Origin of the sequence: Methylobacterium phyllosphaerae (genome assembly GCF_001936175.1) — a bacterium.
Classification (GTDB): domain Bacteria; phylum Pseudomonadota; class Alphaproteobacteria; order Rhizobiales; family Beijerinckiaceae; genus Methylobacterium; species Methylobacterium fujisawaense.
On record NZ_CP015367.1, the window covers coordinates 577,269 to 599,768 of the forward strand.

The window sequence follows — 22,500 nt, forward strand, 5'->3', positions numbered from 1 at the left end:
CGCGACTTTGGCCGACACCTGGGTTCCCGCGGCGTCCCGCGTCCCTCGTGTTCGCTCCCGGGCCATGCCCCCGGCGCCACCGGCGCGCGGGGACGATGACGCGTAGCGGGAGGTCCGCGCGCCCGAATCGATGCCCGACGAAGCGGAACCCGGCAGGGGCGGGCGCGACGTTCCGCGGCGATCCGCGACCCCTGGAAAGTTGACGGCGGCCCGGCGGGCTGCCATCCGCCCGTCCGACACGTCCGCCTGCCGGCGGTTCCCTCGAGTCCGAAGAACCCATGACCGACCTGATCGAGACGATCCGCCGGACGCTCGTGCCGATCCACAAGGAGGGCTATCCCTTCATTCTGATCGGCATCGTGCTGACGGTTCTGGCGGGCTATTTCTCCCAGTTCTTCGGCTGGATCTTCCTGATCCTCACCCTCTGGGTCTGCTACTTCTTCCGCGATCCCGAGCGGGTCACCCCGGTGGCGGACGGACTCGTGATCTCGCCCGCCGACGGGCGCGTGAACCTCATCGCCACCGTGCTGCCGCCGCCCGAGCTCGACCTGCCGCAGGTGCCCACGCTACGGGTCTCGGTGTTCATGAACGTGTTCGACTGCCACGTGAACCGGGTGCCGGTGGCCGGCCGGATCGGCCAGATCCACTACACGCCGGGCCTGTTCCTCAACGCCGAGCTCGACAAGGCCAGCGACGACAACGAGCGCAACGGCATGGTCATCGAGACGACCCATGCCGGCCAGCCGAAGCGCGTCGGCGTGGTGCAGATCGCCGGCCTCGTGGCCCGGCGCATCGTCGGGTTCGTCTCGGCGGGCGACGTGCTCGGCGTCGGCGAGCGCTTCGGCCTGATCCGCTTCGGATCGCGGGTGGACGTCTACCTGCCGGCCGGGTCGACCGTGCTGGTCGGGCTCGGCCAGAAGGCGGTGGCCGGCGAGACGGTGCTGGCCGATCTCGGCGGGGGCCCGGAGCGCCTGTTCAAGCGGATCTGAGGCCATGGACGATCTCTTCCCGCCCTTCGCGCCCGATCCGAACGAGCCGCGGCCGCGCCGGTTCAAGCCGGTGCCGTTCCGGATGATCGCGCCCAACATGATCACCCTGATGGCGCTCTGCCTCGGGCTCACGGCGATCCGGCTCGCCTTCGAGGGCAAGTTCGAGCCCGCCGTCATCGCCGTGGTGGTGGCGGGCGTGCTCGACGGCATCGACGGGCGGGTGGCGCGGCTGCTCAAGGGCACGTCGCGCTTCGGCGCGGAGCTCGATTCCCTCGCCGACTTCGTGAATTTCGGCTGCGCCCCGGCGCTCATCCTCTACGGCTTCGTGCTGTTCCACCTGAAATCGATGGGCTGGATCGTCGCGCTGATCTTCGCCATCGCCATGGCGCTGCGGCTCGCCCGCTTCAACGCGATGCTCGACGATCCGAACCGGCCGGAATGGAAGAAGGACTTCTTTGTCGGCATGCCGGCGCCCGCGGGGGCGCTCACCGCGATGCTGCCGCTCTACCTCCACTTCCTGGGCTTCGGCATCGAGACCTGGGCGGCGCCCGCGGTCCTGATCTACGTGCTGTGCATCGCGCTGCTGGTCGTCTCCACGGTCCCGACCTATTCGGGCAAGACCATGGGCAAGCGGGTGCCGCGCAGCCTCGTCCTGCCGATCTTCCTGTTCGGGGTCGCGGCCTTCGGCCTCCTGATCAGCTACCCGTTCGAGGCGCTCGTCGCGGTGAGCGGGGGCTATCTGCTGACCATCCCGGTGGTGGCCGCCCAGTATCGCCGCCGGGTCAAGGCGGAAATCGCCGCCCTGGGCGAGGACCGGCCGGCCCTGGCCACGGCCGGCCGACCGGCATCGGAATAGGCGCTGGCCTTCGCGGAGCCGTCCTCTATCTTGGCGGTATCAAGCGGGCGGGGGCTGGCGGATGCTCGGGGATTTCAAGACGTTCGCGCTGCGCGGGAACGTGGTCGATCTCGCGGTCGGCGTGATCATCGGCGCGGCCTTCGGGGCCATCGTGACGTCGGCGGTCCAGGACATCTTCATGCCGGTGATCGGCGCGATCACCGGCGGGCTCGACTTCTCGAACTACTACATCCCGCTCTCGTCGAAGGTGCAGGCAGGCCTGCCTTATGCGGATGCCAAGAAGCAGGGCGCGGTCATCGGTTACGGCCAGTTCCTGACCCTGACCCTGAACTTCCTGATCGTCGCCTTCGTGCTGTTCCTGGTGATCCGGGCGATGAACCGCCTGCAGACCGCCGAGGCCAAGAAGCCCGACGCGATGCCGGCCGACGTGAAGCTTCTCTCCGAGATCCGCGACCTGCTGGCCGAGAAGCCGCGCGTCTGACGCCGGTGCGGGCGCGCGGTGCCGACTCAGCCCTTGGGCTTGTCGGTCTCGTCCGGCTTGACGCCGAGGGCATCGAGGATCTGGTCGAGGGCATGACCGACGGCTTCGGTGCCCTCCTCGTGGGTCTTCAGCCGGGTCTCGAGCCGGCGGATCTGCGGCTCGAAGGCATCCGGCACGGGATCGTCGCCGAGGAAGCGGGGCTTGTCGGACCCCACCGGCAGGACGCCGCGCAGCTGCTGCCCGAGGTGGTCGCGCACGGGCTCCGGGAGAGTGGTTTTCGGATCGGTGGGTGCGTCGCTCATGATCGCCTCACGGCTCGGGCCATCTCTCAACGGCCGGACGGATGAAGCGTTGCGCCGACGGCCGCGGCTATGAAGATGCCCCCGGAGCCGGGCTCCGGGGGCGCTTGGGCCAGCGCAAGACCGGCCCGGGGTCTTAGTCGATGACCTCGACGATGCGGTGGCCGCGATCGACCAGCACCGGACGATCGTTCACCACGGTGTAGCGGTAGCCCGGCTGCACGCGGTACTCGTTGGGCACGTCGTAATAGGTCACGCCCGAAGCCGGCAGGGTGGTGCCGACGGCGACGCGGCCGTCATAGTCGTAGGAGCGGACATTGCGCTCGCGGACATAGCTGCGGAAGCGCGGGGCCATGTCGACGCCGAGGATGCCGCCAACCGTGCCGGTGGCCGCACCGACCGCGCCGCCGACGATGCCGCCGATCGGGCCGGCCGCATCGGCACCCGCCGCCGCGCCGCGCTCGGCGCCGGGGATCGTGCCCTGGGCCTGGGCGGCCAGCGGAAGCGACAGGACGAGGGCCGAGGCGGCGATAAGGGTCTTGAAGGTCATGCGGGACATCTCCGTTCCGTGGTGTTTCGCCGCGCAGGCGCAGCGAAGCTCGGGCCGGTAACGCCCGACCCCCGGAATCGGATGCATCTTTTTTTGTGGGACGCCGGGATGCAGCCGGCTGAGCCCTCACGCGTCCTTGGGCATCGCCGACTGGATGAAGCGGTCGGAGCCGAGATCCTCCTCGTCGTAGCCCAGCAGCTCCGCGAGCCTGCCACGGGCGCGGCTGACGCGGCTCTTCACCGTGCCGACCTTGCAGCCCATGATGGCGGCAGCCTCCTCGTAGGAGACGCCCTCGGCGCCGACCAGGACCAGGGCCTCGCGCTGATCCGGCGGCAGCTTGGCCAGCGCCGATTGCAGATCCTCGACGTCCAGCCGGTCACCCTGGTGCGGGGCGGTGGCGAGCCGGGCCGCGTAGGACCCGTCCTGATCCTCGACCTCGCGCACCCGCTTGCGGTGATCCGAGTAGAAGATGTTGCGCAGGATCGTGAACAGCCACGCGTTGAGGTTCGTCCCCGGCTGGAACCGGGCGCGGTGCTGCCAGCCCTTGAGCAGGGTGTCCTGCACGAGATCGTCCGAACGGGCGGGGTTCGACGTCAGCGACAGCGCGAAGGCGCGCAGGGACGGGACGGCCGCGAGCAGACCGTTGCGGAATTCCGGCTCGATCGCCTCACCGCGGGCGCGCAAAGCCGCCTCGAGCTTCTCGATCAGCTCGGCGAAGCGGGACGGCAGCGTCTCCTCGCCGATCCGCTCGTAGACGGTGCGCAGATGCTCCCCGAGATGCGTGCGGATCCCGGGAGCCAGGTTCGGGCGGCCATCCCGAGTCCCGTCCTCCTGGGACAGGACGGTGTCGGTGTCGTCGCGGGTCATGTGTATCGCGCTCGTCAACTCGTCGTGGCTCGACCTGTGGTCCCCGGCGGGTCGAGGCGGAGCGCTTGTCGGCCCGAACCGGTTGGAAAGCCCGGCCGATGCGCTCCTGTTACCGGAGTTCTAGCGCATCGGGCGCGGGCATGCACCCTCAGGCAAAACACACTTAAGCTAAGTTGGCCGGTCTCAACAGCCGGATCGCCCCGTCGCGCAGGGTCAGGACGTCGCCGCGGGCGAGATCGGTCCAGCACTCGTCCCGGGTCAGCGCCTGGGTGGCGATCACCGTCACCACGTCGTGCTCGGTGGTCTCCTCGGCGAAATCCACCTGCCAGTCCTCGTCGATCAGGGTGGCCTTGCCGAAGGGGGCCCGCCGGGTGAGGTAGCAGAGGCGCTTGCCGCAATGGGCGTAGAGGGTGCGGCTGTCGGTGAGCAGCATGTTGAACACGCCGAGGGCGTGGAGTTCGCCCGCGAGGTCGGCCACGGCCCGGTCGAGGGTCTCGGGCCGGGGGAGGGCGCGGAACCGGGCTTGGAGCCGGCCGAGCATCCAGCAGAAGGCGTGCTCGCTGTCCGTCGAGCCGATCGGCATGAAGCCGCCCAGCGGCAGCCGCTTCACGCCCTTGAGCTGTCCGTTATGCGCGAAGGTCCAGCGGCGGCCCCACAATTCCCGCGAGAACGGGTGGGTGTTCTCCAGGCTGACCCGGCCGCGATTGGCCTTGCGGACATGGGCGACGACGATGCGGCTCTTGATCGGCATGTCGCGCAGCAGCCGGGCGAGCTGCGAGCGGGCGCTCGGCTCCGGCTCGTGGAAGCTGCGGCAGGTGCGCCCGTCGTAGAAGCTGATCCCCCAGCCGTCCGCATGCGGCCCGGTCTCACCGCCGCGCCGGGCGAGGCCCGCGAAGGAGAAGCGGATGTCGGTCGGCACGTTGGCGCTCATGCCGAGCAGTTCGCACATCGTCTGTCAGCCGGGCTATGCGGGGGAGCGGCGACGTTTAGGAGTGTTCGGCCGCCCGGACAACGGATTTCGCGTCGCTCAGCGCGCCAGATAGTCGGTCAGCGTCATGCCGACCAGGATGGCGACCCAGAAGAAGCCGAGCCCCGAGAACAGCCGGATCAGCGGCGGCTCATGGATCACCTCCATGGAGACGAGGAGGATCAGCGCCACCATCACGGCGACCACGGCGAGTTCGACGATCCAGACCTGCGCGAAGGGGAGGGTGGCGCCGAGGGTGACGTTGACGGCCAGAAGCGCCAGCAGCGCCAGGAAGGTGAGCACCGGCGTGCGCAGGCGCCGCCGGAGCAGGGCGCGGTCGTCGGCGCTCAGGGTCGCGAGGGGGTTCCGCATCCTAGCGGTTCACCACGTAGAGGATCGGGAAGGCCAGGATCCAGACGAGGTCGATGAAGTGCCAGTACAGGCCGTAGACCTCGATCCAGTTCTGGTGCCGGGCGAGGAACCCGGCCTTGGCGGCCATCCAGGTCATGCCGAGCAGGAGCGCGATGCCGGTGAACAGATGCAGCGCGTGGAGCAGGGTTGCGACGTAGTAGAGGTTCACGAACAGCCGCGCCGCCGGCGTCTCGGCCAGCGCGAAGGGCCGATCGCTGAGGAACGGCATCATGTGCTCGGCCCAGTCGGCGTAGTACTCGTAGCCCTTGAGCACGAGGAACAGGCCCCCGAGCGCCGCGGTCGCCAGCATCGCCCGCACCATGGCGCGCTGCCAGCCCATCCGGGAGAATTCGATCGCCATCGACATCGTGAGCGATGAGCAGATCAGCACCACGGTGTTGGTGGCGCCGATCCAGAACTTGAGGTGCTTGGCCGCCGCGATCGTCGCCTCGGGATGCTGGATCCGGGTGATCAGCGCCACCAGGAACAGCGCCGAGAACAGCAGTAACTCGGTGATCAGCCAGGCCCAGATGCCGAGCGTCGCCGCCTCGCGCTGCTGGGCCACACTCTCGAAATGCTCCGCGCGCGCGACCCCGACGCCGTCGGCCAGACCTTTGCTCATCCGTGCTGGTCCCGGGATTCCTGGGCCTGGATCGGGTAGTCGTAGGGGATGCGCGGCACCTCGGGCGGGGACAGGAAATTGTGCGTCGGGGGCGGGGAGGCCGTCTCCCATTCGAGCCCCTTGGCGTTCCACGGATTGGCGGGCGCCTTCCGGCCGAACCAGAGGGAATAGACGAGGTAGAGCATCGGGAAGATGTAGCCCGCCGCCAGGATCGTGGCGCCCGCCGAGGACAGCACGTTGAGCAGCTGGAACTCCGCCGGGTAGGTCGCGTAGCGCCGCGGCATCCCGAGGTAACCCAGGATGAATTGCGGGAAGAAGGTCACGTTGAAGCCGAGGAAGATCAGCAGCGCCGAGACCCGGCCCCAGGGCTCGCTGTACATCCGGCCGGTGAATTTCGGCCACCAGAAGTGCAGGCCGCCGAGGAACGCCAGCACCGTGCCGCCGACCATGATGTAGTGGAAATGCGCGACCACGAAGTAGGTCGCGTGGATGTGCTGGTTGATCGAGAGCGTCGCGAGATAGAGGCCGGTGAGGCCTCCGAGCACGAACAGGCCGATATAGCCCATCGCGTAGAGCATCGGGGTATCGAGCCGGAGCGAGCCCTTATGGATCGTGGCGGTCCAGTTGTAGACCTTCACCGCCGAGGGCACCGCCACCGCGAAGGACAGGCCCGAGAACACCAGCGAGGCCAAATCGCTCTGGCCGTTGACGAACATGTGGTGACCCCAGACGAAGAAGGTCACGGAGGCCAGTCCGATCGACGCGTAGGCGACGAAGCGGTAGCCGAACAGCTTCTTCTGCGCGAAGGCCGGGACGATCTCGGAGATCACCCCCATGCCGGGCAGGACCATGATGTACACGGCCGGGTGGGAGTAGAACCAGAACAGGTGCTGGAACAGCACCGGGTCGCCGCCATAGGCCGGGTCGAACACGCCGATATGGAAGGCGCGTTCCGCGATCAGCAGGATCAGCGCCGTGGTGATGACCGGCGTCGCGAGCAGGAAGATCAGGCTCGTGGCGTAGTGCGCCCAGACGAAGATCGGCAGCTTGAACCACGTCATGCCGGGCGCCCGCATGGTGTGGATCGTGACCACGAAGTTGAGCCCCGTCAGGATCGACGAGAAGCCCACGATGGTGACGCCGATCAGCGCCGGCAGCACCCAGGTGTTGGAGAAGGCCGTCGAGAGCGGGGCGTAGAAGGTCCAGCCGGTATCGACCCCGCCCAGCACCACAGAGACCAGGGTGAACAGGGCCCCGGTCATGAACACGTACCAGCTCGTCAGGTTGAGCTTGGGGAAAGCGAGGTCCTTGGCCCCGATCATCAGCGGGATCAGGAAATTGCCGAAGGTCGCGGGGATCGACGGGATCAGGAAGAACCAGACCATCACCACGCCGTGGATGGTGAAGGCCTTGTTGTAGGTGTCGTTGGTCATGATCGCGCCGTTCGGCACAACCAGAGCAAGGCGGACCACGCCCGCCGCCAGGGCGCCGATCACGAAGAAGCCGGTGATCGAGGCGAGGTAGAGGATCGCGATGCGCTTGTGGTCGGTGGTGAGGAACCACGAGCGCAGGGTCGATTCCGCGTGCAGGTAGTCGGATTTGCGCCCGATCGTGGATTCCGGGGTGTGGGGTTCCCGGTGGGCGGTGCCGCCGATGCTGCCCGATGCGCTCATCGTGTCGCCCTCGATAGGTAGCGTCGGAAGCCGGAGGTCAGGACGTTCGCGCGCTCGTCCGACCCCGATCCGCGGGCCGCGATGTTCACAGGTCTGAGGCGGACATCGCCGCTGGCGACAGAGCGCGACGGGCCCCCTCTCCCGGGCGGGAGAGGGTTGGGGTGAGGGACGAGAAGGCTCAGGATCGAGCACACCCTTGAAGCATCGACAGGTCGCGCCTCGTCTGGAGCGTTCTCATCCCTCACCCTGTCCCTCTCCCGCTCGGGAGAGGGGACCCGCGCTCGATCCTGAAAACGCAAGGCCAGATCGGAGGTGTGAAACCGCGAGCAGGGCGAAGAGCTGGTCCGGTGCAGCTTGCGATCCGACGACTGAATTTTCAGGTTGACGCAGCTCATCATCGTGTCGCGTCCGCGGCTTTCGAGGTCGGATAGGCTTTCAGAAAGTCGATCAGCGTCCCGAGTTCGTCCGCCGGGATCCGGCCGGCGAAGCTCGGCATCACCTGCTTGCCCCCGCCGGCGAGCCGGTCGCCGTTCGGATTCAGGATTTTCTCGCGCAGCCACGCCGCGTCGGCGGTGACGGTGCGGCCGTCGGCGAGCCTCACCTGCGACCCGAACAGGCCCGCGAGGCTCGGCGCCTTCACGGATGTGCCGGGCTCGTGGCAGCCGGCGCAGCCATAGGCCTCGTAGAGGGCCCGGCCCGCCGCGATCTTGCCCTGCTGCGCGCCGGCATGGGTCAGCCAGTCCTGGTAGTCGCCAGGGTTCATGAAGGTGACCTCGCCGCCCATCACGGAGTGGTCGGTGCCGCAATATTCCGAGCAGTAGAGATGGTAGGTGCCGGTCTTGTCGGCCTTGAACCACAGGTCGGTGTAGCGGTCGGGCAGGGCGGCGACCTGCATCCGCACGGCCGGCAGGTAGAGGGCGTGGATCACGTCCTGGCTGATGATGTGCAGGCGGATCGGCTGGCCGATCGGCAGGTGCAGGTTGTTGATCTCGGACTGGCCCGTCGGGTGCTGGAACTTCCACATCCATTGCCGGCCGATCGCCTCGACCACCATGGCGTCGGGAGGCGGGTTCTTCGACTGGATGAACAGCTTCGCGCCCCAGACGAAGAAGATCAGCGTCAGCAGGAACGGGATCAGCATCCAGCTGATCTCGATCAGGTTCGAGCGGATGCCCGAGGGGCTCCGGTCCGCCTCGGACCCCTCGCGGTAGCGCAGGGCGAAGTAGGTGATCGCCACGAAGACCGGGACGGTCAGGAGCAGCGTCAGGACCGTGAAGGCCAGGATGAGCAGGTCGGTCTCGCTCGCGGTGGCGGAGACCGCCGCCGGCCAGAGCTGGAGGGAATCGTGGCTCGGCGTCATCGCGCAGCGGGCTCCGCCGGTTCGAGGGACCGGCCGACGATCAGGTCCATGGCGCGCCCGATCGGGATGCGGGCGCGGGTCCGGGCTTCGTCCCGGTAGCCGTAGCCGGCGAGAGACGCCTCGGCCGCCGCCCGCGCACGGTCGATATCGGCGTACGGGTCGGCCTGAAGGTTCGGAGGCGGCGGCGCCAACTGCGTGGTCTGCTGCGGCGTCAGGGCCGGCAGGGCCCGGCGCTGACGCGCCGCGAAGGTGTCCATCAGCCAGATCATCGTCCCAACGACCGCCAGGACCGTGAGCGCGAGGCCCGCCATCACCATCACGGTGTTGCGGACATTGACGTCCCGGGTCTCGTGCCCGGGCTCATTCGGATCGCGCTGGGTGTTGGCAGCCGGACGGGGCGGCCGCCCGTTCAGGAGCCCGCTGCCGCGCAGGGTCAGCCCGGCAAGGATCGCCGGGATCAGCCCGGAGGGGCCGTCGGCGCTCATGCCGGCCTCCCGGCGCGCCGGGCGTCGGAGGCCACGCGGTCCGCCCGCGGCCGCAGCACCGGTCGGAGCGCGGCCGCGAGGCAGGCCACGGCAGCGGCGGCGAGCACGTCGCTCGGCCGGAGGACGAAGCGGTCGCGCACCGCCGGTGTGATCAGCCAGAACATCTCCAGGGCGTGGACGGCCACCGCCGCGCCGGCCAGGATCCGGGTGGTCGGGCGTCCCGGCCGGAGGGTCGCGAGCCCGGCCAGCACGACGACGGCGCCGGCCACGACCGCCAGCGCCCGCCCGACCCAGCCGCCGCGGGCGAAGTACCACGTCACCTCGGGCGGCAGATTCGCCGACCAGACGATCAGGAACTGGACGAAGTGCAGATAGGCCCAGAGGCCCAGAAGCACCACGAGGGGCACCAGGCGGCCCCGTCCGGGCGCGGTACGGCCGCGGCCGACGGGCTCCGGCTCCTCCCAGGCGAGGAGGATCGCCGCCGCGAAGGCGAGGCCGCTCCAGGCCGTCATCACCAGGAGGCCCAGAAGGGTGGAATCGAGCCGCGGATCCAGGGAGGCGACGACGTCGGTGACGAACAGCGTGCCGACGATCGCGTGCAGCCCAACAGCCGGCACGGTCCGCCCCTCGCCGGGGGCGTCGAACGGCCTGGCGAACCTCAGCGCCAGCCAGGTCCAGGCTGCGAGATAGACGATCGCCCGGATCGCGAAGAACGGCACCGTGAACCACAGGGCGGCCAGCGGCGTGCGCGCCGGAGCGCTCACCCAGGGATAGAGCAGGGGCGTGGCGGCCAGAAGCGGCAGCGACAGCACGGCCGCGACCGGCATCAGCGCCATCAGCCGGCGCAGACCCGCCAGCATCTCGATGCCGCCGCGCTCGCGGACCCGCTTGCCGAAACGCTCGGCGACGATGACCACCGGCAGGGCGCCGACCGGCAGGGCGAGAAGGACGAGCCACGCCGCGAGATACGAGGCCGCGGCCCCGCGCCAGCCGCCCGCGAGCAGGCAGACGGCCAGGAGGACGAGGCCGGCGAGGCCGAGCAGGGCGGGGCGCCTCACGGCGTCGCCTCCAGGCGGGTGCGATCCTCCGGGGGCAGGCTCGTCACCGGGGTATCCTGGCTGAGCTGGAGGGCGCGGAGATAGGCGATGATTGCCCAGCGGTCGGCCGAGGGGATCATCTGGGCCATGCCGAACATGGACTTCCGGCCGTTCGAGATGGCGTCGTAGAGCTCCGCCGCGGAGGCCATGCGCACGGGCTCCGCCGTGAGATTGCCGGCGGAGGGAAATCCCCGGGCGACGATCATGCCGGCGCCGCGCCCGTCCTGCCCATGGCAGGGGGTGCAGAAGACTCCATAGCGTTCCCGGCCCTGGTCGAGCAGCGCCCGGCTGATCGTCTGCGGCTGCGGCGCCGTCCGGGCCGGATCGATCCGCGGCACGGTGCCGGCCACCGGCTGGCGCATGGTGATCTCCCGGGGAAAGAACGGGTTCTTGTCCCAGGTCTTGGCCCGGGCCTGATCGGCCATGTCGGCCTCGCCGCAGGCCGCCAGCGGCGCCAGGGCGAGAAGAGCGAGCGGCACGGTGCGGAGGGCGGCGCGCCTCATCGCGGGATCCGCCGGAGCTCGAGGGGACGCCCGGCCTCGGCCGGCAGGGCCGCGAGCCGCCGCTCGATCCGGCCTGCGTCGAACCGGTCACCCCGCGCCTCCGCGGAGAGGAAGAACCGGTCCTCGGAAGCCCGCAGGAAGCCCGGGATGTTGAAGGCCGGGTGATTCAGGCGGGGCAGGCGGTTGAGCACGAGGAGCGCGAAGTGGATCGCCACGCAGCCCGCCATCATCGCGACGGAGACGCTCGGCACCACGAACGAGGGCCAGGACAGGCGCGGGCGCCCGCCGATCAGGAAGACGTAATCGTAGGCCGTGGCGTAGAGGCACAGGGCGAAGAAGCCGACACCGCCGAGCAGGGCCCCGGCCAGGGCGTAGGGCAGGATCGAGCGTCCCTCCAAGCCCAGTGCCCGCAGGGTGCGGGGCATCGGCACCGGCCCGTGCCCGTCGAGATGGACGTGATCCGGACTGATCCCAGAGACCGCCTGGAGGGCAGCGGCGAGGTCGCCCTGACTCGCGAAGGTCGCGGACACGCCCCACAGGGGCGCGGTGACCGGGTCGTCCTCCGGGCGACCGGTGGCCCGGGATGCGGCCGCGCGGGCCGCCTCCTGCGCGGCCGGCGACACCATCAGGGCGAGGCGGCGGCTCTCGACGATCGACACGGCCGGCAGGTAGCGCAGGAACAGGAGGAGCAGGGTCAGGAACAGGCCCACCGAGCCCGCGAAGGTGGCGATACCCCAGACATCCGTCGTGTAGGGCAGCCGCGAGGACGGCAGGAAATCCTGCGTCAGGGTGACGACCAGGACCATGACGTGGTCGGCATAGGCGCCGATCGCCACGAGAAGGCCCACCACCGCGATGGCGACCGGCGCCGTCCGGGCCCGCGCCGACCACAGGATCTGTGCGGGCAGGACGAGGCACAGGATCGCCGTCCAGGACACGAGGGCGTGGTCGCCGGTCATGCGCCGGACCAGGACGCCGCGCCCCGCGGCGTCGCCATTGAGGAACGTGTCGAAATACTCGGCCGCGTAGCAATAGGCGCTGGCGCAGCCGAGACAGAGCAACAGCCGCCCGAGCACGTCGAGATGGCGGTCCGTCACCAAAGCGCCGAGGCCGTACACGAGGCGGATCAGCATCACGATCACCGCCGTGACGCCGACGCCGGAATAGACCGCATTCACCAGGAAGCTCACCGGCAGCAGCGTGCTGTGCCAGCCCGGCATCAGCGAGCCCGCCAGCATCACCGAGGCCCCGGTCTGGACCGAGACCACCAGCAGCACGCCGAGCAGCGCCACCGTCCGGTAGGCCTGAACCCAGATCTGCCAATGGGCCGCCGAGCCGCGCCAGCCCGAGGCGAGGATGCCGTAGACCTGCGCGCGCAGCAGCGCGCGCTTCCGGGTCGCTGCCTTCGTCTCCCGCTGGCGCATCGCCTCCGCGTGGGCACGGTCGCGCAACGTGGCGAGGTCCGGCAGCAGGCCGATGAACCAGAGGCTCACGCAGATCACCAGGAAGGACACGATGTCGATCGCGTCCCAGAGGAGTGGCGAGCGGAACTGCGGCCAGAGATCGTAGGTGTTGGGGTAGGGCAGGTTCCAGAAGAAGAACCACGGCCGTCCGAGATGGATGATCGGGTAGAGCCCGGCGGCCGCGGTGGCCAGCAGTGCCAGGGTCTCGGCCACGCGGTTCACCGCCCCGCGCCACTCCGCCCCGAGCAGGAGCAGGATTGCCGAGACCAGCAGGCTGCCGGACGCGACGCCGATCCACCAATCGTAGCTCGCGATGTCGAGGGCCCAGACGACGGCGTTGTTGTTCGCCCAGATGCCGGGACCGGCATAGAGCAGATAGCCGAGGGTGAGCACGAACAGGCCGAGGAGCGAGGCCGCCGCCGCGAAGGCGATCCACCAGCGCCGGTTCCCCGGATGCGTCAGCGGGATCGCCGTGACCGCGCCGCCGATCCCCTGAAGGGTCTCGTCGGGCCGGATCAGGGGGCCGGGCTGCGGACCGCCGGAGAGGGGGCCGGCCATGCTCAGCCCTCCCGTCCGTTCGGATCCGCGGCGGGCGCGAGCCCGGCGAGATAGGTGGTGCGCGGCCGCGTGTTCAGGTGGCCGAGGAGCGCGTATTCCCGCGTGTCCCGCCGGGCGGCCGAGACCCGGCTTCCCGGATCGGCGACGTTGCCGAAGGTGATCGCCCGGGTCGGGCAGGCGCCCTGGCAGGCGGTCTCCACGGCCCCGTCGGGGATCGGCGCGTGGGCGTCCTTGGCCGATGTGATCCGCGCCGCCGTGATCCGCTGGATGCAGTAGGTGCACTTCTCCATCACGCCCCGGGACCGGACCGTGACCTCGGGATTGCGCTGCTGCTGCTCCACCGGGGTCATGCCGCCGGTGTAATCGAGGTAGTTGAAGCGGCGGACCTTGTAGGGGCAGTAGCTCTGGCAGGTGCGCGTGCCGACGCAGCGGTTGTAGACCTGCAGGTTCAGGCCCTCGCTGTCGTGGAGCGTCGCCTCCACGGGGCAGCCGAGTTCGCAGGGCGCCTGCTCGCAATGCATGCAGGGCACCGGCTGGAAATGCGTCGTCGGCGCGTCGAGGTCGCCCGCGTAGTAGCGGTCGATCCGCAGCCAGCCCATCCAGCGGCCGAGTTCGACCTCCTCGCGCCCGACCACGGGGATGTTGTTCTCCGCCTGACAGGCGGTGACGCAGGCGTTGCAGCCGGTGCAGGCATCGAGATCGATGGCCATGCCCCATTGCGCGGCGACCCAGCGGTCCTGGCTCTCGGGGGGCGGATAGAACGAGGCGGGCGTCGGCGCGCCCTTCGGATCGCCCACGGGTGCGGCGCCCAGAGCCTGCACGCGCACGAGATCCTGACCCTCCATCGTGCCGAGATGCTGGGTGGTGACCGGCCTGCGCTGCTGTCCGGTCTTCGTCAGCCGGGCGCCGGCGAGACCCCAGGGAGAACCCGGCGGCCGCAGGCGCGCGGCGTCGTAGCCGAGGCCGCGGGCGAGGTGGTCCGGGACGTCGCGGCCGTAGCCCAGCGTGAGGGTCACGGTGGTGTCGGCCTGCCCCGGCAGGATCCAGGCCGGCCCCTCGACCGCGCGGCCGCCGGCCTCGACCCGCAGGATGTCGCCCGTGGCGATCCCCTCGCGCTCGGCGAGGCGCGGGCTGAGCGCGATCACGTTCTCCCAGACCACCTTGGTCAGGGGCTTCGGGAGCTCCTGCAGCCAGGCGAGGTCGGCATGGGTGCCGTCCCAGATCGTCGGATCGGGCCGGAACAGCACCTCGACCCCGTCGGCGGCCGGCGCGGGCGATGAAGCCGCTGCGGGGGCGGCTGCCGCCGCCTGCGTCAGCGCCACCGTCTCGGCCGGACGCGCGCTGTCCGCCCAGAAGCCCAGGCGCAGGGCCTCGGAGAAGCGGGCCTCGAAGGCCGCCTCGTCCTCGCCCGGGTTCCGTCCCTGCGCCTTGAGGAGCCCGAGGGCGTCCTGACCGCCCTCCCCACCCTCGCCGCTCGCCAGGAAGGCCAGCATCTCCGCGAGCGTCCGGCCATTGTACAGGGGGGCGACCGTGGGCTGGATCAGACCCACCGTCCCGTCGAGGGACCGGATGTCGCCCCAGGATTCCAGCGGGTGGGCGGCCGGCAGATGCCAGTCGGCGTGCGCACCGGTCTCGTCGTAGTAGAGCCCCGCATGGATCTTGAGGGGCACGCGCGCCATCCGGGCGGCGAAATCGAGGGCGCCGGGCGCCTCGTAGACCGGGTTGGCGCCGAGGACGACGAGCACCTTGACGGCACCCCGATCCATGGCCTCCGCGAGATCCGCGAGGGTCCCGGCGCCCGTCTCCGCCACGGGCGCGGTGTGGACCAGGGTCGCGCCGGTGTTGCCGAGGGCGCCGTTGAGGCGGTGAACCAGCGCGTGCAGGTCCGGGCTGGCGGTCAGGCCGGCGGTGACGATGCCGCTTCCCCGGGCCTCGGCGAGGGCCGTCCCGGCGCTCCGCGTCCAGCGCGCGACGGGATCGTCGCCCCCGGGGGCCGCGCCGCCCGCGGCCAGATTGAGCAGGTCCCGGGCCAGGGCCTCCAGCCGGCCGGCCGGGACCACGAGCCCCCGATCCGCCTTGGCGCTGGTCAAGGTCGGTGTCGGCGCCGCCGCGTGGAGGGTGAGGAGGCGGCCCTCCGCGTAGGCCGCCCGCCGTGCCTCGCTCCAGCGACGCGACAGGCCGACCTGACCGGGTCCGAGATCCAGAAAGTCGCCGTCCAGCGCCACGATGGTCCGGGCGCGACCGAAATCGGGGCGGGTCTCCAAGGGCCGTCCATAGGCCTGTCGAGCGCCCTCGTAGATCCCGTCGCGCCCCGCCCCGGCGCCGACATACCAGCGGAGCGCCGGGTAGGCGGCCCGCAGCCGCGCGAGCTGGGCCGCCACGCTGGGCGAGGTCACGGGGCCGGTGAGCAGGGCGAGACCCTCGCCCCGGTTCTCGCGCCAGCCCGGCATCCGACCCTGCAGGTCTGCCCGGAACGCCGCCCAGGAACTCGGCCGGCCGAGATGCTGCACCGCCTGGGAGCGGAACGGGTCGTAGAGCCCGAGCACCGAAGCCTGGGCCAGCACGTCGGTGCCGCCGCGGCTCCAGGGATGCTCGGGGTTGCCTTCGATCTTCAGGGGCCGGCCGTTGCGGGTGGTGACCAGGATGCCGTTGCCGAAGCCGTCGAACATGGCCGAGGAGGCGTAGGACAGGTCCGTGCCGGGCACGATCCGCTCGGGCTGATTGACGTACGGCACCTCGTAGTCGCGACCGCCGCCCCCGCCGCAGGCGGTGAGGCCGCCCAGCGCGAAGGAGGCGGCCATCAGCTTCAGGAAGCCGCGCCGCTCCGGGGCCGCGGCGAGCCGGGACGCCGACGGGAACTCGGCCGCCAGATAGGCGCGGAACTCGGGGCTGTCGGCCACGGCGTCGAGGCTGCGCCAGAAGCGCGGACCGTCGCCGTCGGCGAGTTTCGCGCGCAGGGCTGCGATGTCGGGGGCGCCGGTCATCGGTGGCAGATCCCGCATTCGGTCAGCCGCTCCCCGCCGCGGATATGGTACTGGGCCACGAGCTTGGGGCCCAGCGTCGCTTGGTCGGAGGGCGGCGTCCAGGTCATGTTCCAGACCTGATCCGGCGTGCGGACGTACTTCTCCGGCGCCCGGTGGCAATCGAGGCAGAACTGCATCTCGAAGGCGTTGGCCCGGTAGGTCATCTGCATCGCCGTGACGTCGCCGTGGCAGGTCGAGCAGCCGATCCCCTTCGTCACGTGGACGGAGTGATTGTAGTAGACGTATTGCGGCAGCTTGTTCAGCCGCTTCCATTCGAGCGGCTTGTCCTGCGCGTAGCTGTCGCGCACCGGCTTGAGCATCTCGGAGCCGGTCCAGATCTGCGAGTGGCAGGTCATGCAGGTATGCGTCGGCGGGATGCCGGCCGTGGCCTCCCGGTCGACCGTGGTGTGGCAGTAGCGGCACTGGATGCCGAGCTCGCCGGAATGGTGCTTGTGGCTGAACGGCAGGGGCTGGGCCGGCGCGACCCCGACGCCCGTGACGTAGTTCGAGCGCACGATCCCGGCCGCCAGAACCGGGAGCCCAACCAGGCAGGCGACGCCGGTCATCAGAGCGAGGCGGTAGAGCGCGTCGGCCCCGGGCGTGAACAGCTGCGCCATCAGGCCGACCCGTAACCGGCGAAGGCCGGGAGATGGCGCTCGGTCTTCTCAGCCCCTCGCCGCAAGCGTCGCCCCACCCTCTGGTCCCGGTCGAAATCGTGCGGTGCGCCGGCCGGCCGCGCGATACGGCTCGGGCGCCCGCGGCGACCAGGCTTGGAAATCCCGCGCCTCGCAGATGCGAGCCACGGCCGCGCCATGCCCCATGGTTGTAACGCTGGAGCGCTTCCAAACCAGAGCCACAACCGCAAACAACCCGGCCGACATGTCGCAGCGGCCGGCGGCAAGGTCCGCGCAAGGGAAGCCCGCGCCCGCGACTCTTCCCGTGACCGGCGCGAACGCCTATGCCCGCGCGACGGTTGAGACGCCCGATCCTGTCCGGAGACGCATGGAATCCGATCCTCTCGTCCTGACGTGGCGCGCCGCGCGGCCTCAGCACACCGCGGCGGCGGCCCTCGCGGTCGGGATCGGCGCGCCGCTCTGCGCGCTCGCGCTCCTGTGCCTGCGCGACCTGATCGCGGTCCTGCCGCGCGACGAGGCGCCGGTGCTGCCCTTCCTGCGCGTGGCGGTCGCGCTTCCGGGCGGAGAGCTGGTGCTGGCCCCCGGCATCTCGATGCGCCCCGCCGAACTCGAGCTCACGGCCTTCCTGTGCATCGCCGTCTGCGCCCTGGCCCTGGCGGGCCTCGGCTGGTGCGTGGCGCGCCTGTGCTTCAAGGCGCAGAACAAGGCCGGGGACGCCGTCCGCGAGGGCGTTCTGCGGGCGATCCTCGACGCCCCCACGGGGGCCCGGGACGAGGCGCGCAGCCTAGCCCGGATCGTCGGAGAGGTGCTGGCCCGAGCCGACCGCCTGCTCGCCGCCGGCATCGTCCTGCCGGCGATGACCCTCGCGGCCCTGATCCTGGCCCTCGGCTTCGCGGCCCTGGCCGGGCCCCGGCTGATCCCGGCGGCCGTGATCGGACTGGCGGCGATCGGACTCGCCTACGGCTTGGTGCTCGAACGGGCGCGCGACCGGCAGGAGTTGCGCCTGCGCTCCAGCGCGCGGGCGGAGGAGAACCTGAACGACCTCGTTCGGCGGCTTCCTGCCGTGCGCAACCACGGAGCGGCGGCCATCGAGCGCAGACGTATCGCCGCCCGCGTCGCCGCGATGCGGACCAATGTCGGTCGCGCCGAGGCGCGGCTGGCCTACGCCCGGGCGCCCGCCCTGGCGCTGGCGGTGATCCTGCCGGCCATCGCCGCCGGCACGGCACTGTGGCGCTCGGCGCCAGGGCAGCCGCCCGCGGCCCCGGTGGATCCGGCCGCCCTCCTGGCGGCCGTCGGCGCCTTCGGCCTCGCGGGCTGGCTCGCCGCCATCTGCGCGCGGTTCTGGATGGTCCGCCGGTCGGTGCGCCCGCGCCTCCGCGACCTCGCCCGCATCATCGCGTCCCTCGAGGGGCGGCGGGCGAGGGCCGCCCGGATTGGTGCGGCCGCATTGCCGCTGCCCCGGTCCGGGATCCTGGCCACGGAAGGCGTCGGAGCCTTCGATCCGGCCACGGGCGAGCGCCTGACCGGCGTCGCCGTGGCCGTGACGATGCCGGGCCACGTGGCGATCACGGGCAGCCGCGGCAGCGGCGCCCGGGCGCTGGCGGCGGTGCTGGCCGGGCAGGTCGAGCCGACGGCCGGGGCCGTCACCTATTCGGGCACGGACCTGCGCGACTTCGACGCCGCGGAGCGCGCCAGGCGCATCGCCTTCACGTCGGGGGAGGCGATCCTGATGGAGGGCTCCCTCCGGCAGAACCTGCTCTACGGCACCGATCCGGCGACCGCGCCCGACGACATCGCGCTGATCGGCATCAGCCGGCTCACCGGGCTCGACGGCTTCGTATACGCCCGCGGGCTGACCGGACGGCTCGATCCGGCGGCCCAGCCGCGGCTCGCCGCCGCGATCGTCACCGCCCGCCGGACCATGCGAGTGGCGCTGGCCGCCAAGGGCGCCGAGCGCCTCGTCGAGCCCTTCGATCCCGACCGCTACAACAACCAGGCGAGCATCGGCGAGAACATCCTGTTCGGGGAGCCGGTGGGCGGCACCTTCGCGCCCCTGCGTTTCGCCCGCCACCCCTATCTGCGGGCGGTTCTGGAGGCCGAGGGGCTGGTTCGCCCGCTCACCGAGATCGGCCTGTCGGTGGCCCGCAGCACGGTGGAGATCTTCGCCGACCTGCCCAACGACCATCCCCTGTTCGACGCCTATTCGCTGTTCCAGGCGGCCGAGCGGGGCTATTTCGAGGATCTCGTGGTGCGCCTGCCCAACGCGGCGAGCCTGCGCCGGGGACCGGCGGGCCAGCGCGACCGCTTGCGGTTGATCGGCCTGGCGCTGCGCTACAACGAATCGCGCCACCGCTTCGGCCTGATCGACGGCCCGTTCGAGGAGCGCCTCGTCCAGGCGCGGCGGTCCTTCGCACGGATGCTGCCGCCCCACCTCGCGGGTGCGGTGGAGTTCCACGACCCCTCCCGGGTCAATCCGGCCGCCAGCCTGGAGGAGAACCTCCTGTTCGGCCGGATCAGCCTCGGCGAGGCCAATGCCGAGCCGCGGGTGCGCGAACTGGTGCGCCGGGTTCTGGCCGACGAGGGCCTCGAGGCCTCGGTCTATGGCCTCGGCCTCGACAGTAAGGTCGAGGCTCAGCCCAGCACCGGGGCTCTGGCGGACGGCGCGATCAATGCCCGCGAACGCGTGGCGATCGAGCTGAGCCGCTGCCTCGCCCGTGATCCCGACATCCTCGTGGTGGCGGTCGCGATGGACGAGCGGAAGGTCGAGGGCGCACGCGAGCGCCTCGCCCAGCTGCGGCAGGCGCGGGCCGGGCGCGGCCTGATCGTCTGCCTGCCCGAGACGAGTCTTGCGGAGAACGCCGCGCCCTTCGACGCGGTGATCGCCGTGGAGAACAGCGCGGTCATCGCCCCCGTCCCGGCCGCCGCCGAGCGGGACCCCGCACCGGCAGCCTGACAGGACGTCACGATCCGCCGGCGCCGTCGGCCTTCCGCGCGCAGCGGGACAATCCAGCGGGGTCGGGCTGACCGGACGCGCAGCCTCATGGCCGCCGCAATAATCCGTCAGGCCGCGAGGCCGCGCCTGTCCGGCAGCCATCCCGGCCGATCCAGCGCGGACGGTTCATGCCCCTGTCGACCTCGATCCCCCTCGCTGCCGGCCTCGTCGTGCTGGTCCTCGCCGGTCCGGCCGCCGCGGAGGCCGGCAAGGCGGAGGCGCCGATCCCCGCCGCGACCCTTGCCCTGATGGCGCAGAAGGGCGTGACGGCCGCCTCGCCGGTCCTGTTCCGGGCCTACAAGAAAGAATCCGAGATCGAGGTCTGGAAGAAGGGTCGCGCCGGCTACGTCTTCATCAAGACGTTCCCGATCTGCCGCTGGTCCGGCCAGCTCGGGCCCAAGCGCAAGAGCGGCGACCGGCAGACCCCGGAGGGGTTCTATACGGTGCCCCGGCGCCAGATGAACCCGAACTCGCACTACTACCTGTCCTTCGACGTCGGATATCCGAACGCCTACGACCGGGCCCATGGCGGAACCGGGTCCGCCGTGATGGTCCACGGCATCTGCTCGTCCATGGGCTGCTTCGCCATGACCAACGGTACGGTCGGCGAGATCTACGCCATCGCCCGGGACGCGCTGAACGGCGGGCAGGCGGCCTTCCAGTTCCAGTCCTACCCGTTCCGGATGACCGCCGAGAACATGGCCCGCCACCGGACCGACCCCAACATCGCCTTCTGGCGGGAACTCAAGGTCGGCTCGGATCGGTTCGAGGCGAGCCGCGAGGAGCTGCAGGTCTCGGTGGTCGCCGGCCGGTACGCGTTCGCGCCTTCGCGGGATCCCGCCATCGAGGCGGCGGTCACCACCCGCCGGGCGGTCGAGGAGGCGCGGATGACCGCGCTCGCCGAGGCGGGCGAGCCCGCCGTGCGCACGACCTATTCCGACGGCGGCCAGAACGCCTTCTGGGCGGCCTACACGGCCCGGGGCGGGGCGGTCGGCGACATCAGCCGGCCGGAAGCCCTGGCCTTCGCCGGCCAGGAGGTGGTGGTCGTGCCGGGCCATCGCGCCCATCGCCCGGTGCCCGACACGGTCTGGGCCAGCTGGGCCGCGCCCGAGTCGGGCCTGTCGCCGCGGCAGATGGCGGGCTTCGTCCCGGTCTACGAGCGCGCCCCCGATCCGTTCGGGGCGCTGGTCGCGCCGCTCCCGACCCGCTACAGCGACGCGCTTCCGTCCTGGCTGGCCGCCGGCCTCGCCGGATCGGGCTCCGGACGCCCGATTCTGGCCGGTTCGCCGGGCGGTCTCCTGGCCTCGGCCGAGGCGCTCTGAGCATGCGAGGGTCCGGTCAAGCGTCCCGTGCGTGTGCGCGGACGCACATCACGACCGCCTGCGGCACACCAATTCATGATACGGCAGGGGATGAGCGGTACACCTGCTCCGTCGGCCTGCCTTATTCAAAGCTACCTTCCCGGAACGGCGACGGGGTTTCGATCATAACCGATCGGGACCGACTGTCCGCGGATTCGTGATCGCCATGTCGAACAGTTCCGAGCCGACTCTCCTGACGGCCGACCAAGACCTCGTACTCCGCTTCTGGGGCGTCCGCGGCTCGACGCCCGTCAGCGGCCCGCAATACGCCGAATTCGGCGGCAGCACGCCCTGCATCGAGGTGCGGTGCGGCCAGCGGATGTTCATCGTCGACGCGGGCTCGGGCATCTACAATCTCGGACAGGGTCACCGGACCGATCTGCCCCGGGAAGTCGATCTGCTGTTCAGCCACCTGCATCTCGACCACACCGCGGGGCTCCCCTTCTTCAAGCCGGCGGTCCTCGACTGCGACCGGGTGATCAACACCTATTGCGGCAACCTCGGCGGCGAATCGGCCGGCCCGACCCTCGACCGCCTGTTCGCGCCGCCGCTGTTCCCGGTTACGCTCGACAGGCTGTGCTGCACCTTCCGCCACCACGGCTTCGAGGCGGGGCAGACCCTGACCTTCCCGGACGGGACGCGGGTCGCCACGATCCTGCTGAACCATCCGCAGGGCTCCGTGGGCTACCGGTTCGAGCATGCCGGCAAGCGCCTGTGCCTGATCAGCGACATCGAGCACAGCGACCCCTGGCCCGATCCCAACCTCGCCGCCTTCGTGGCCGACGCCGACCTGATGGTCTACGACGGCATGTTCACCGACGGGGAGTATCCGACCTGCCGGGGCTGGGGCCACTCGACCTGGCAGAAGGGCGTGGAGCTCGCCCGGACGGCGGGCGTCAAGGCGCTCGGGATCATTCACCTGCACCCGGCCCATTCCGACACGGCGCTGCGCGACATGGAGGCCGACATGCAGGCCGAGATGCCGACCGCATTCATCGCGCGCGAATGTCAGAGCCTCACGGTCGGGGCTCCCCGGGCGGTCGGCGGCCGTCCAAACGGGCGTCCGGCCGTGGCGCGGGAGATGCGCCGCCGGATCAAGGTCGCCTGAGCCGGCGGATCAGGCGGAGTGCCGCCTGCGGGTCCGGCTGTACCGGGACCACGCGAACAGCACGAACAGCGCGACGCCGATGATCAGAATGCTCCAGCCGTAGTTGCTGACGAGCTGCGCGTCGATCGGGTGCCCGACGAACCCCAACGCGACCAGCAGGCCGAACACCGCGATCGCCGCGGAAACGAGCATCCCTACAA

The 22,500-nt window shown here is 70.8% G+C and carries 21 protein-coding genes; 6 read left to right on the plus strand and 15 right to left on the minus strand.

The genetic code is table 11. The features are described from left to right. Positions 1-278 precede the first annotated feature (278 nt). The 3 genes from MCBMB27_RS02755 (at position 279) to mscL (ending at position 2,326) form a co-directional block, all read left to right on the plus strand. Positions 279-989: a phosphatidylserine decarboxylase gene (locus MCBMB27_RS02755; RefSeq protein ID WP_012318030.1), complete on the plus strand. Its 711-nt coding sequence runs from the start codon at positions 279-281 to the stop codon at positions 987-989. A 4-nt stretch (positions 990-993) separates the two neighbouring features. Further along, the gene (locus tag MCBMB27_RS02760) at positions 994-1,845 is read left to right on the plus strand and encodes a CDP-alcohol phosphatidyltransferase family protein (protein WP_043352623.1); all 852 of its coding nucleotides are present in this window, start codon (positions 994-996) and stop codon (positions 1,843-1,845) included. A 61-nt stretch (positions 1,846-1,906) separates the two neighbouring features. Then, positions 1,907-2,326 (plus strand): large conductance mechanosensitive channel protein MscL, encoded by a 420-nt coding sequence (mscL, locus tag MCBMB27_RS02765; protein WP_043352622.1) that lies wholly within the window; start codon positions 1,907-1,909, stop codon positions 2,324-2,326. 26 nt (positions 2,327-2,352) lie between these two features. On the opposite strand, the gene MCBMB27_RS02770 is transcribed toward mscL, so the two are convergent. The 14 genes from MCBMB27_RS02770 to MCBMB27_RS02835 all read right to left on the minus strand — a co-directional run bounded on the left by MCBMB27_RS02770 (position 2,353) and on the right by MCBMB27_RS02835 (position 16,821). Beyond that, entirely contained in the window at positions 2,353-2,628 is a 276-nt protein-coding gene (locus MCBMB27_RS02770) for a hypothetical protein (protein WP_043352614.1), read from the minus strand. 133 nt (positions 2,629-2,761) lie between these two features. Further along, positions 2,762-3,175 (minus strand): DUF1236 domain-containing protein, encoded by a 414-nt coding sequence (locus tag MCBMB27_RS02775; RefSeq protein ID WP_043352617.1) that lies wholly within the window; start codon positions 3,173-3,175, stop codon positions 2,762-2,764. A gap of 126 nt (positions 3,176-3,301) precedes the next feature. Then, positions 3,302-4,042, minus strand: a complete 741-nt coding sequence (locus MCBMB27_RS02780; protein WP_043352613.1) for a NepR family anti-sigma factor — start codon at positions 4,040-4,042, stop codon at positions 3,302-3,304. 163 nt (positions 4,043-4,205) lie between these two features. Continuing rightward, the gene (locus MCBMB27_RS02785; protein ID WP_043352612.1) at positions 4,206-4,991 is read right to left on the minus strand and encodes a class II glutamine amidotransferase; all 786 of its coding nucleotides are present in this window, start codon (positions 4,989-4,991) and stop codon (positions 4,206-4,208) included. A gap of 78 nt (positions 4,992-5,069) precedes the next feature. After that, positions 5,070-5,381, minus strand: a complete 312-nt coding sequence (locus tag MCBMB27_RS02790; protein ID WP_043383398.1) for a hypothetical protein — start codon at positions 5,379-5,381, stop codon at positions 5,070-5,072. Between the two features lies 1 nt (position 5,382). Further along, positions 5,383-6,042 (minus strand): cytochrome c oxidase subunit 3, encoded by a 660-nt coding sequence (locus MCBMB27_RS02795; protein WP_043383401.1) that lies wholly within the window; start codon positions 6,040-6,042, stop codon positions 5,383-5,385. Beyond that, complete coding sequence (locus MCBMB27_RS02800; protein ID WP_051976092.1) at positions 6,039-7,715, minus strand: cytochrome c oxidase subunit I; 1,677 nt, start codon at positions 7,713-7,715, stop codon at positions 6,039-6,041. Before MCBMB27_RS02800 ends, MCBMB27_RS02795 begins: the two co-directional genes overlap by 4 nt. A 394-nt stretch (positions 7,716-8,109) precedes the next feature. Next, the gene (gene coxB, locus MCBMB27_RS02805) at positions 8,110-9,075 is read right to left on the minus strand and encodes a cytochrome c oxidase subunit II (RefSeq protein ID WP_043354179.1); all 966 of its coding nucleotides are present in this window, start codon (positions 9,073-9,075) and stop codon (positions 8,110-8,112) included. After that, positions 9,072-9,560, minus strand: a complete 489-nt coding sequence (locus MCBMB27_RS02810) for a hypothetical protein (protein ID WP_043354181.1) — start codon at positions 9,558-9,560, stop codon at positions 9,072-9,074. The genes coxB and MCBMB27_RS02810 overlap by 4 nt, the downstream gene beginning before the upstream one ends. Further along, positions 9,557-10,618 carry a hypothetical protein gene (locus MCBMB27_RS02815; RefSeq protein ID WP_043383404.1) on the minus strand — a complete coding sequence of 354 codons (1,062 nt, stop codon included), beginning with the start codon at positions 10,616-10,618 and terminating at the stop codon, positions 9,557-9,559. Before MCBMB27_RS02815 ends, MCBMB27_RS02810 begins: the two co-directional genes overlap by 4 nt. Next, on the minus strand, positions 10,615-11,160 hold the full coding sequence (locus MCBMB27_RS02820; protein ID WP_075379799.1) for a c-type cytochrome: 546 nt from the start codon (positions 11,158-11,160) through the stop codon (positions 10,615-10,617). Before MCBMB27_RS02820 ends, MCBMB27_RS02815 begins: the two co-directional genes overlap by 4 nt. Further along, positions 11,157-13,181: a quinol:electron acceptor oxidoreductase subunit ActD gene (locus MCBMB27_RS02825; RefSeq protein ID WP_043383409.1), complete on the minus strand. Its 2,025-nt coding sequence runs from the start codon at positions 13,179-13,181 to the stop codon at positions 11,157-11,159. Before MCBMB27_RS02825 ends, MCBMB27_RS02820 begins: the two co-directional genes overlap by 4 nt. A 2-nt stretch (positions 13,182-13,183) precedes the next feature. Further along, a complete protein-coding gene (locus MCBMB27_RS02830) occupies positions 13,184-16,165 on the minus strand; it encodes a TAT-variant-translocated molybdopterin oxidoreductase (RefSeq protein ID WP_075379800.1) in 2,982 nt (993 codons plus the stop codon). Further along, complete coding sequence (locus MCBMB27_RS02835) at positions 16,162-16,821, minus strand: cytochrome c3 family protein (RefSeq protein WP_043345872.1); 660 nt, start codon at positions 16,819-16,821, stop codon at positions 16,162-16,164. Before MCBMB27_RS02835 ends, MCBMB27_RS02830 begins: the two co-directional genes overlap by 4 nt. A gap of 385 nt (positions 16,822-17,206) precedes the next feature. Here MCBMB27_RS02835 and MCBMB27_RS02840 point away from each other — a divergent pair, with 385 nt between their 5' ends. The 3 genes from MCBMB27_RS02840 to MCBMB27_RS02850 all read left to right on the plus strand — a co-directional run bounded on the left by MCBMB27_RS02840 (position 17,207) and on the right by MCBMB27_RS02850 (position 22,300). Then, entirely contained in the window at positions 17,207-19,792 is a 2,586-nt protein-coding gene (locus tag MCBMB27_RS02840) for an ABC transporter ATP-binding protein (RefSeq protein WP_075379801.1), read from the plus strand. Between the two features lie 167 nt (positions 19,793-19,959). Then, a complete protein-coding gene (locus tag MCBMB27_RS02845) occupies positions 19,960-21,153 on the plus strand; it encodes a L,D-transpeptidase family protein (protein ID WP_075379802.1) in 1,194 nt (397 codons plus the stop codon). A gap of 205 nt (positions 21,154-21,358) precedes the next feature. After that, on the plus strand, positions 21,359-22,300 hold the full coding sequence (locus MCBMB27_RS02850; protein ID WP_043345866.1) for an MBL fold metallo-hydrolase: 942 nt from the start codon (positions 21,359-21,361) through the stop codon (positions 22,298-22,300). 9 nt (positions 22,301-22,309) lie between these two features. Here MCBMB27_RS02850 and MCBMB27_RS02855 read toward each other — a convergent pair whose 3' ends face one another. After that, positions 22,310-22,492: a hypothetical protein gene (locus tag MCBMB27_RS02855; protein WP_236952875.1), complete on the minus strand. Its 183-nt coding sequence runs from the start codon at positions 22,490-22,492 to the stop codon at positions 22,310-22,312. Between the last annotated feature and the right edge of the window lie 8 nt (positions 22,493-22,500).